The following is an 8,389-nucleotide window of genomic DNA, read 5'->3' as shown; positions in this document are numbered from 1 at the left end:
TCATTCACCCAAGCTGGCACCGTATTGGCGTTACGGCTGTTCTGCGCTCGATCAGCAGACATCTCACAAGCCTGCTTGGGGCGGTAACCTCGAGAGCCAGTGTTGCGGCTCAACTCCCGACTGATGGTGGACTTGTGCCGGTCCAGCAGTTTGGCTATTTGAGACTGATCGTGTCCGGCTTTCATAAGGGCATGAATCTGATATCTTTCAGCTTGGCTGAGGTGTTTGTAGGTCATAAGCAACTTCGACTGCCAGGTCAAGAAGCTTTGAATGCTAAACATTCTCAGCCACCTAACCATTAGTTAATCAAAGTTGCACTTCGTGCTTGAATCCACCCAACTAAAAAAGAAGTCAAGTATGAAAAATTAATAATTTAATTATCAAATGGGGTCAGAGTCCAATTAATTCAAACCTGAAATCTGTTTGAACGTGATACAGAAATTCATGAAAACAGTTAATTTATGTATCATAAAAACGCGTGAAAGTCCTGTCTCTGCTGACCCCCTGCCTTAAACAAGCGATTTTTAAGCCTCTCCAAACAGGTCTCTTTTCCTTGATTTCCGGGGACTGGCAAACATTGGAACCTGACCCCAATTACCTGAATTCATGCTTAAGCCGCCCGCCATGGGGACTCATTTTTCTGGTCTTTCGCTCAAAAAATGGTCCCCAGGCCGTGCGTCTCTGAAGTGATGTTTCGGTGCAAGGTGGCGCGGTTTGCGAAAAATCGCTTTCAGCCGTTTAGTCAACCAAACAAACCTCTTCAGCTGGCCGAACATGATGGGTCGGTCGCGTAGCGAACGTTGCCACGAAGTGGCGGTGAGCGGCGGACGAGCCCACCGTGGTTGGCAAGCCGCGTGAATTAATTGGAATCTGACCCCAATTTCGCCTAATTAATTGGAATTTGACCCCAATTTCCTACATCGAGGCGGTCAGCATGTCCCGGTAATCCTGCACCGATGCTTCGCGCGGATTGGTTTTGTGCGAATGGTCGGCCAAGGCGCCTTTGATGATCTCGTCAAACTGCGCCTCAACCACGCCCATGGCGGCCAAACCGCTGGGCAGGCCCAAGCGCTGGTTCATGGCGCGAATGGCATCCCCCAAGGCTTTTGAGGGGTTGCTGCTTTCGGGCAGCCCCATGGCTTGGGCCATGCGCTCCAGGCGCTGCGCGGCCTTCAAAGCCGGGACGTCGGCATTGAACGCGATGACGGCGGGCAGAAACACCGCGTTCAAGGTGCCGTGGTGTAAACGCGGGTTGATGCCGCCCAAGCTGTGGCTGAGCGAATGCACACAGCCCAGGCCTTTTTGAAACGCCAACGCGCCTTGCATCGAGGCGCTCATCATGTGCAAACGCGCCGCTTGGTCTTGGCCGTTTTGGGTGGCGGCCTCAATGTGCGCCCAGCCGCGTGTCAAACCGTCCAAGGCCATGCCGTCAGCCGGTGGGTTGAAGGCCGAGGACATGAAGGTTTCCATGCAATGGGCCAAGGCGTCCATGCCGGTGGCCGCCGTCATGAGCGGGGGCAAGCCCAGCGTCAGTTCGGGGTCGAGGATGGCGGCTTTGGGCATCAAATGCCAAGAATGAAAACCCAGCTTGCGACCATCGTCGACGATGACGATGGCGCCGCGTGCCACCTCGCTGCCGGTGCCTGCCGTGGTGGGCACGGCAATCAGGGGCAGAACCTTGTCGGTGATGCGCCCCGATCCGCCTTCGATGGTGGCGTAAGTGGTGAGTGGCCCGGGGTGGGTGGCGGCAATCGCCACGCCTTTGGCGCAATCGATGGACGAGCCGCCGCCCAAAGCAATCAGGCCATTGCAACCGGCAGACTGTGACAGCGCCGTGGCGGCACGCACCGCGCTTTCCGTGGGGTTGGAGGGCGTGGCGTCAAACACCGCGCAATGCAAACCGGGCAAGGCGTCCAAGGCTTTTTGCAACAAACCAGCGGCCTTGATGCCTGCGTCGGTCACGATCAAAGGCTTGGTGATGCCGTGTTTCTGGCATTCTTCGGCCAAGAATTTCAAGGCGCCAAATTCAATGTGGATTTGGGTGAGGTAAATGAAACTGGACATGGTGAGGGGCTCGTGCAAGCGTTGTAGGATCCCTCGACTTTAACGCCCCTGCTCATCACCATGAACCGCCAAGAATTTCGTTTCCTCCACCCCTTGCGTGTGCGCTGGGTGGAAGTGGATTTGCAAAAAATTGTTTTCAATGGCCACTACCTGATGTATTTGGACACCGCCATGGGCGACTATTGGCGAGCCATTGCACTGCCCTACCAAGACACGATGCACGATCTGGGAGGCGACCTCTATGTGGTCAAGTCGGGCTTGACATACAAGGCCTCAGCTGAATACGACGACTTGCTGCACGTGGGCTTGCGCTGCGCCCGCATCGGCACCTCGTCCATCCAATTCGAGGCGGGCATTTTTCGCGGCCAACAGCTGCTGGTCCAAGGCGAGCTGGTCTATGTGTATGCCAACCCCGACAGCAAAACCTCGCTGCCGGTGCCGCAGGCCCTGCGCGACACCATGCTGGGGTTTGAGCAGGCCGAGCCCATGACCACCCTCAGCTTGGGCAGTTGGGCCGAATTGAAGGCCGATGCCGCGCCACTGAGAAACCAAGTGTTTGTGCAAGAGCAAGGCGTGCCGCAAGACATGGAGTGGGATGAGTTTGACGAGCATTGCATCCACGCGGTGCTGCGCAACCGCTTGGGCCGCACCATCGCCACGGGCCGCTTGCTGCCCGCTGTGGACGGCGTGGCCAAGATCGGGCGCATGGCGGTGTTGCGCCCCATGCGCGGTCAGCGCTTTGGCGATTTGGTGTTGGCGGGTTTATTGCAAGCCGCCAAAGCGCGTGGCGACAAAGCGGTGTTGTTGCATGCGCAGTGCAGCGCAGAGAAGTTTTACGCGCGGCAAGGTTTCACAACCCAAGGGCCGGTGTTTCAAGAGGCGGGCATGGACCATGTGGAAATGGTGATCACGCTTTAAGTTCGCAAAGCAGGTCCGCAGGCTACTCGTGCAGCACGTTCAAAGCGGCTGCACCAAGCGCATATCGGGCTTGTCCAGCCACTGCGCAAATTCATCGGCCAGTTGTTGCGCCTGCCCCACCGCGGTTTGCCAAACTGCCACCCGTGCGTTCAAGTCTTGCCCATAGGTGCTGAAGTCACTGCGGTCTGGCAGCTTGCCATGAGGCAGTGTCTTCACCCATTCAGGCCGGGGTGCCAACACGATGGTGGTGTCTAAAAAAGGCGTGCTGCCGTGCCGCCACGTCAATGCTTTGTCCAGCCAGCCGGGCACCACGTTTTTTTGGAAATGCGGGTAGAGCGTGAGGCCTGGCGCAGCACGGTAGTCCAGATGCAAGTGGTAATCGGTGATGCCGCCATCCCAATACGAACCCTTGGGGGCATCCGGAATATCGTTGACCGCTTCCAGCACAAAGGGAATCGAGCAACTGGCTTGCACCGCGCTTAAAAAATTGCGTTCGTTCAGCACGACATGGCGGGTGCGGTAGTCGTCGGTGGCGAAGGGCAAGGGGTGGGCTTGGCCCATGAAGCTGCTGGAAAACACCACACGCTCGAGCCACGCACCCATGGCGCGGCGGTTCACCAAGTTCGTGAGGTAAGCCCCGGCATAGCCCAAGGGCGTTCGCCAAGCTGATGCGTGGTTCAAGATGCCGCGCCCATGCGACGTGACCACATGCAGTTTGTAGCGTGGGTGTTGCAACACCTGCTGTTCGCGGCCACTGTAGAAACGGTGCAAATTGGCCGAGAAATCGGCACTCACCTGGGCCGCGGTAGGCCTGCTTTGGCCGGGCTGCAATTCATAGTGTTGGTGAATGTAAGCGTCTTCCAGGGCTTGCAATTCTTTCACCGGATGCGCCAAACAGGCCGTGGCCATGCGCCAAGCGCCAATCGATGCGCCCACCAAATCAATGGCTTGGGCACTGGTGGGCAACCATTCGCCAAACAAAAACCGGTCTAGGGGCCCCAGCAGCAAGCCCTTGGGGCCACCTGCGGCCCCGGGAATGACGGCAATGTCTTGGGCCTTCAAGCCTTGGGCCTGCAGATGCTGCATAGCCTTGGGTCCGGCGTAGATGGCCAGGGCTTTCATGCCCAAGGGCCCCACATCCGTGCAGGGCCAAACTCCGCCCTGCTAGGCAGGTTTTTGGCAGCGGCGTGTGGCTTCTGGCAACTGGGCCAACCACTGGGTGTAGGGTGCTTCACGGGTCATCGACAAATTCAGTTGAATGATGCCCATTGTCTCTTGACCAAAACTGCGGCACATGCGGGCGGCCATTTTGTTGGCCAACTCGGTTTGGCCCTCCAAAATCATGATTTTCAATAGCGGGAAATTCACGAACTGGTTTTGATCGTAGGTGTTGGCGTTTTCCATGGCCACGCGCTTGATGAAGCCTTGGGTATCGGCATTGATGGTGGCTTCAAACGTGATGATGGATTCATAGACCAACCTGAACCACTGCACGCCCTCAAAGTCTCGGGTCACCTGCTCTTTGTTGCCGGTCAAGTTGTAGCGCTCGTAGGCAGAGAAAGTGGTGCGGTGGTCGATGGTGACCCAGGTGGTCAGCACCAGCAGCAAGGCCGCTGCGCTTTTGAAAAGCCAAGCGGGTGCAGTGAACCTGAAGGTCTGCGCGGGCAGCAAAGCCAGGGCAAAACCCAGCATGAATAAATGCAGCGCATGCCACAAGGGGTATTCCAACTGGCTGTGGATGCCCAAGGACATGGCCACACCGATGAGTGCAATTTGGTGGCCTTGCGCCTTCTCCCAAGGGCGGTTTTTCAACAACCAATAGGCCACGAACAGCAACAAGATCAAGCTGCCCAAGACGCCCAACTCGGCTTGGATTTGCACAAACAGGTTGTGGCTGTGGTCGGCCGGATCTTCAATGGCCGGTGACATGACGCCAGCAATTTGGTAGCGCCGCCAGCCCACGCCCAACCAGGGGTTGGCTTGGATCAAGAGCCAGGCTTCTTTCAGCAAATCGAAACGCGCATTGGCGGAATGGGCCGCACCCTCGGCCACGGCTTTGGAGGTCAGCGCCAAGGCTTGGCGCTTGAATTCAAACCCGTCGGGCAACAGCGCAAGGATGTGGGGCATGGCGTCGATCAGCAAGGACAGACCCAATTGCCACAAGGCCAAACCACACCACACCCAAGAAATCTCAGCGCGGCGGCGCATGAAGATGAACAACAGGCTCAAGGCCACGATTTCCACATAGCCCGTGCGTGAACCGGCCCCATAAATGCCGATCATCAACAACAGCAGGGCTGCCAAGCGCCAGGCGCTGGGGGCTGCTGCTTTTTCTTCGCGTGCGCCAATAAACACCAAGCAAACCATGGCACAGGTCATGAGTGACGCGCCCAAATTGGGCTGGCCCATGAAGCCGCTTTGGCGCGGGTAATGCGGCGAGGCATTCAGCCAAGGCGACAGCAGGTCCTCCAATTGCAACATTTGCAGCAAGATGGAGGTGGCGCAGACCAAGCCCGCCACCACCACCGCCCCCATGAAGGCCTGGGCCAGCTCGGTGCCCCTGCCCGCCTCCACCCAAAGTTGCACCCAGGCCGCCAGCAAGATCATGGCCACCAGGTAGGAAATCGAGATGAGGAAGAAGCTGATGTAGGCCTCGGACAGCCCACCGACCCATTGCGCGAGCGCGATCAACAGCCAGCTGCCACTCAACAGGCTCAAGGGGTTGAGACTGAACTTGGTTTTCTGCGCCGGCAAACAAAAACTGCTGACCAGGCCAAACAGGCCCAAACCAAAAAAGGCCGTCAAATCGGCGTTCAGCCTGGGGGTCACTGGATTGACATAGGGCATGCTGGCCCCGGCAAACAAGATGATCAGGCTGAGGACAAGTCGCCAGTCGCCATGGTGGAGTTTGAACATGTTCATTCCCGAAGGTTTAAAAATGAACAGTTTAATCCTCACTAAGTATTACTTTTTATATTTCAAGCCTTTTTAAGAGTATTAAATAAAACAAATATCCAAAATTTGTTGCTTTTAGAAAACACTATCCTTTGGATTTTTGTAATTTGGCAAATGCCGAGGCCATGGCTGAAGCCGCCACAGGCTGTGTCGAGTGGTCATGCTGGCTGTGTTGGCCGTTGCCCGCCCCTTTAGGCCGATGTTGTCCGCCGCTGTCTGAGCGGGCGGCAGGCGATGCGTCCAGCTTCATGGTGAGGCTGACACGTTGGCGCTGCAGATCCACCTCCAGCACCTTCACTTTCACAATCTCGCCGGTTTTCACCACCTCGCGGGCGTCGCTGATGAATTTGTGGCTGAGCTGGCTCACATGAATCAGGCCATCTTGATGAACGCCTAAATCGACAAAGGCACCAAAGGCCGCCACATTGCTGACCGTGCCTTCCAACACCATGCCGGGCTTCAAATCCGCCACGGTTTCAACGCCCTCGTTGAAACGCGCCACGGCAAACGCAGGCCGCGGATCACGCCCGGGTTTTTCCATTTCTTTCAGGATGTCGCGCACTGTGATGACACCCACGCTGTCATTGGCAAACAACTCGGGGCGCAAGCTGGCCAGCATGTCGGCGCGGCCCATCAGGCTCTCAATGGCTTGGCCGCTGTGTTTCAAAATCTGTTGCACCACCGGGTAGCTTTCGGGGTGCACACCGGTCATGTCCAAGGGGTTGTCGCCGCCCCGGATGCGCAAAAAACCGGCGCATTGCTCGAAGGTTTTCGGCCCCAAACCTGACACGCTGAGCAGCTGCTGCCGGTTGGCAAACGCGCCGTGGCTGTCGCGCCAACGCACCACCGATTGCGCCATGTGTTTGGACAAGCCCGACACTTGACTTAGCAAGGGCACACTGGCGGTGTTCAAGTCCACACCCACCGCGTTCACGCAGTCTTGCACCACCGCGTCCAAGCTGCGGCTGAGTTCAAACGGATTGACGTCGTGTTGGTACTGGCCCACGCCAATCGATTTCGGATCAATTTTCACCAACTCGGCCAAGGGGTCTTGCAAGCGCCGCGCAATGCTGGCCGCACCGCGCAAAGACACATCCACCTCGGGCATTTCTTGGCTGGCCAATTCGCTGGCGCTGTAAACAGACGCACCGGCCTCGCTGACCACCACTTTTTGCACCGCCAAGGCTTGTGGCAGTTTGGCCAAACGGGCCATGAGTTCAGCGGCGAGTTTGTCGGTTTCGCGGCTGGCCGTGCCATTGCCAATCGCAATCAAGTTCACGCCGTGCGCCACACAGAGTTGCGCCAAGGTATGCAGTGAACCTTCCCAATCGCGGCGCGGCTCGTGCGGGTAGACCGTGTGCGTGGCCACGAGTTTGCTGGTGGCGTCCACCACCGCCACTTTGACGCCAGTGCGGATGCCCGGGTCCAAACCCATCACCACGCGCGGGCCGGCAGGTGCGGCCAACAGCAAATCCCGCAGGTTGTCGGCAAACACCTTGATGGCGACTTTCTCGGCGGATTCGCGCAAGCGGCTGAGCACATCGCGCTCACACGACAAACTCAATTTCACTTTCCAGGTCCAGTCGATGCATTTGCGCAGCAGGTCATCGGCGGGCCTGGATTGATGACGCCATTTCAAATAACCGGCGATGCGACCAAGGGCCAAGGACTCGGGCTTGGCTTTGCTGTCGGGTGCCACTGGCGTTTCAGGCACCCACATCTTGGCGTCCAAGAGTTCCAAGGCGCGACCGCGAAACACGGCCAAGGCACGGTGTGAAGGCACCTTGCACAATGGCTCTTGGTAATCCAGGTAGTCGCGAAACTTCGCCACATCCGGGTGGGTTTCTTCCTTGCCTTTGGCCAACTGGCTTTGCAAACGGGCCTCGTTCCACAACCACTCGCGCAGCAAGGCCAACAAGCCTGCGTCTTCTGCCCAGCGCTCCGACAATAAATCGCGCACACCATCAAGCACCGCTTGCACCGTGGAGAAATCCGCGCCTTCAATCGCATCGGGTTTCAACACAAAGGCTTGGGCTTGCACTTGCGGGTCCAGGCTGGGGTCGGCCCACAACATGTCGGCCAAGGCTTCCAAACCGGCCTCACGGGCGATCATGCCCTTGGTGCGACGCTTGGGCTTGTAGGGCAAATACAGGTCTTCCAATTCTTGTTTGGTGGCGGCCAGCAACAAGGCTTGCTGCAAGGCGGGTGTCATCTTGCCCTGCTCGGTGATGCTTTGCAGGATGGCTTCACGCCGTGCTTGCATATCGCGCAAATAGGTCAACCGTGTTTCAAGTTCGCGCAACTGAATGTCATCCAGGTTGCCCGTGGCTTCTTTGCGGTAGCGGGCGATGAAGGGCACGGTGGCCCCGCCATCGAGCAAGGCCACCGCACTTTTCACTTGTTCAGGCCGGACCTTCAGCTCTGCGGCGAGCTGGCTTTCAATCGACACCAT

At 57.6% G+C, this 8,389-nt stretch carries 6 protein-coding genes; 1 reads left to right on the top strand and 5 read right to left on the bottom strand.

The features are described 5' to 3' along the window. Positions 1-236, bottom strand: a 236-nt coding sequence (locus AC8GFP_RS12815; protein ID WP_506613790.1) for a transposase, incomplete at its 3' end; no start/stop codon positions are given. 679 nt (positions 237-915) lie between these two features. Continuing rightward, complete coding sequence (gene gbd / locus AC8GFP_RS12810) at positions 916-2,064, bottom strand: 4-hydroxybutyrate dehydrogenase (protein ID WP_506613788.1); 1,149 nt, start codon at positions 2,062-2,064, stop codon at positions 916-918. 60 nt (positions 2,065-2,124) lie between these two features. Here gbd and AC8GFP_RS12805 point away from each other — a divergent pair, with 60 nt between their 5' ends. Continuing rightward, a complete protein-coding gene (locus tag AC8GFP_RS12805; RefSeq protein ID WP_506613786.1) occupies positions 2,125-2,982 on the top strand; it encodes a YbgC/FadM family acyl-CoA thioesterase in 858 nt (285 codons plus the stop codon). A gap of 39 nt (positions 2,983-3,021) precedes the next feature. Here AC8GFP_RS12805 and AC8GFP_RS12800 read toward each other — a convergent pair whose 3' ends face one another. The 3 genes from AC8GFP_RS12800 to AC8GFP_RS12790 form a co-directional block, all read right to left on the bottom strand. Further along, entirely contained in the window at positions 3,022-4,104 is a 1,083-nt protein-coding gene (locus tag AC8GFP_RS12800; protein ID WP_506613784.1) for a patatin-like phospholipase domain-containing protein, read from the bottom strand. A gap of 42 nt (positions 4,105-4,146) precedes the next feature. After that, on the bottom strand, positions 4,147-5,898 hold the full coding sequence (locus tag AC8GFP_RS12795) for an O-antigen ligase family protein (protein WP_506613782.1): 1,752 nt from the start codon (positions 5,896-5,898) through the stop codon (positions 4,147-4,149). A 124-nt stretch (positions 5,899-6,022) separates the two neighbouring features. After that, positions 6,023-8,389, bottom strand: a complete 2,367-nt coding sequence (locus tag AC8GFP_RS12790) for a Tex family protein (protein ID WP_506613780.1) — start codon at positions 8,387-8,389, stop codon at positions 6,023-6,025.

The organism is Limnohabitans simekii (SeqCode) (assembly GCF_965234735.1).
GTDB lineage: Bacteria > Pseudomonadota > Gammaproteobacteria > Burkholderiales > Burkholderiaceae_C > Limnohabitans > Limnohabitans simekii.
This window is presented reverse-complemented; position numbering and strand designations above follow the sequence as displayed.

What these genes read in the sequence shown, in the direction of transcription:
- AC8GFP_RS12800 (WP_506613784.1), bottom strand. Translation starts at nt 4,104, where the DNA reads ATGAAAGCCCTGGCCATCTACGCCGGACCCAAGGCTATGCAGCATCTG.
- AC8GFP_RS12805 (WP_506613786.1), top strand. Translation starts at nt 2,125, where the DNA reads ATGAACCGCCAAGAATTTCGTTTCCTCCACCCCTTGCGTGTGCGCTGG.
- AC8GFP_RS12790 (WP_506613780.1), bottom strand. Translation starts at nt 8,389, where the DNA reads ATGGTGTCGATTGAAAGCCAGCTCGCCGCAGAGCTGAAGGTCCGGCCT.
- gbd (WP_506613788.1), bottom strand. Translation starts at nt 2,064, where the DNA reads ATGTCCAGTTTCATTTACCTCACCCAAATCCACATTGAATTTGGCGCC.
- AC8GFP_RS12795 (WP_506613782.1), bottom strand. Translation starts at nt 5,898, where the DNA reads ATGTTCAAACTCCACCATGGCGACTGGCGACTTGTCCTCAGCCTGATC.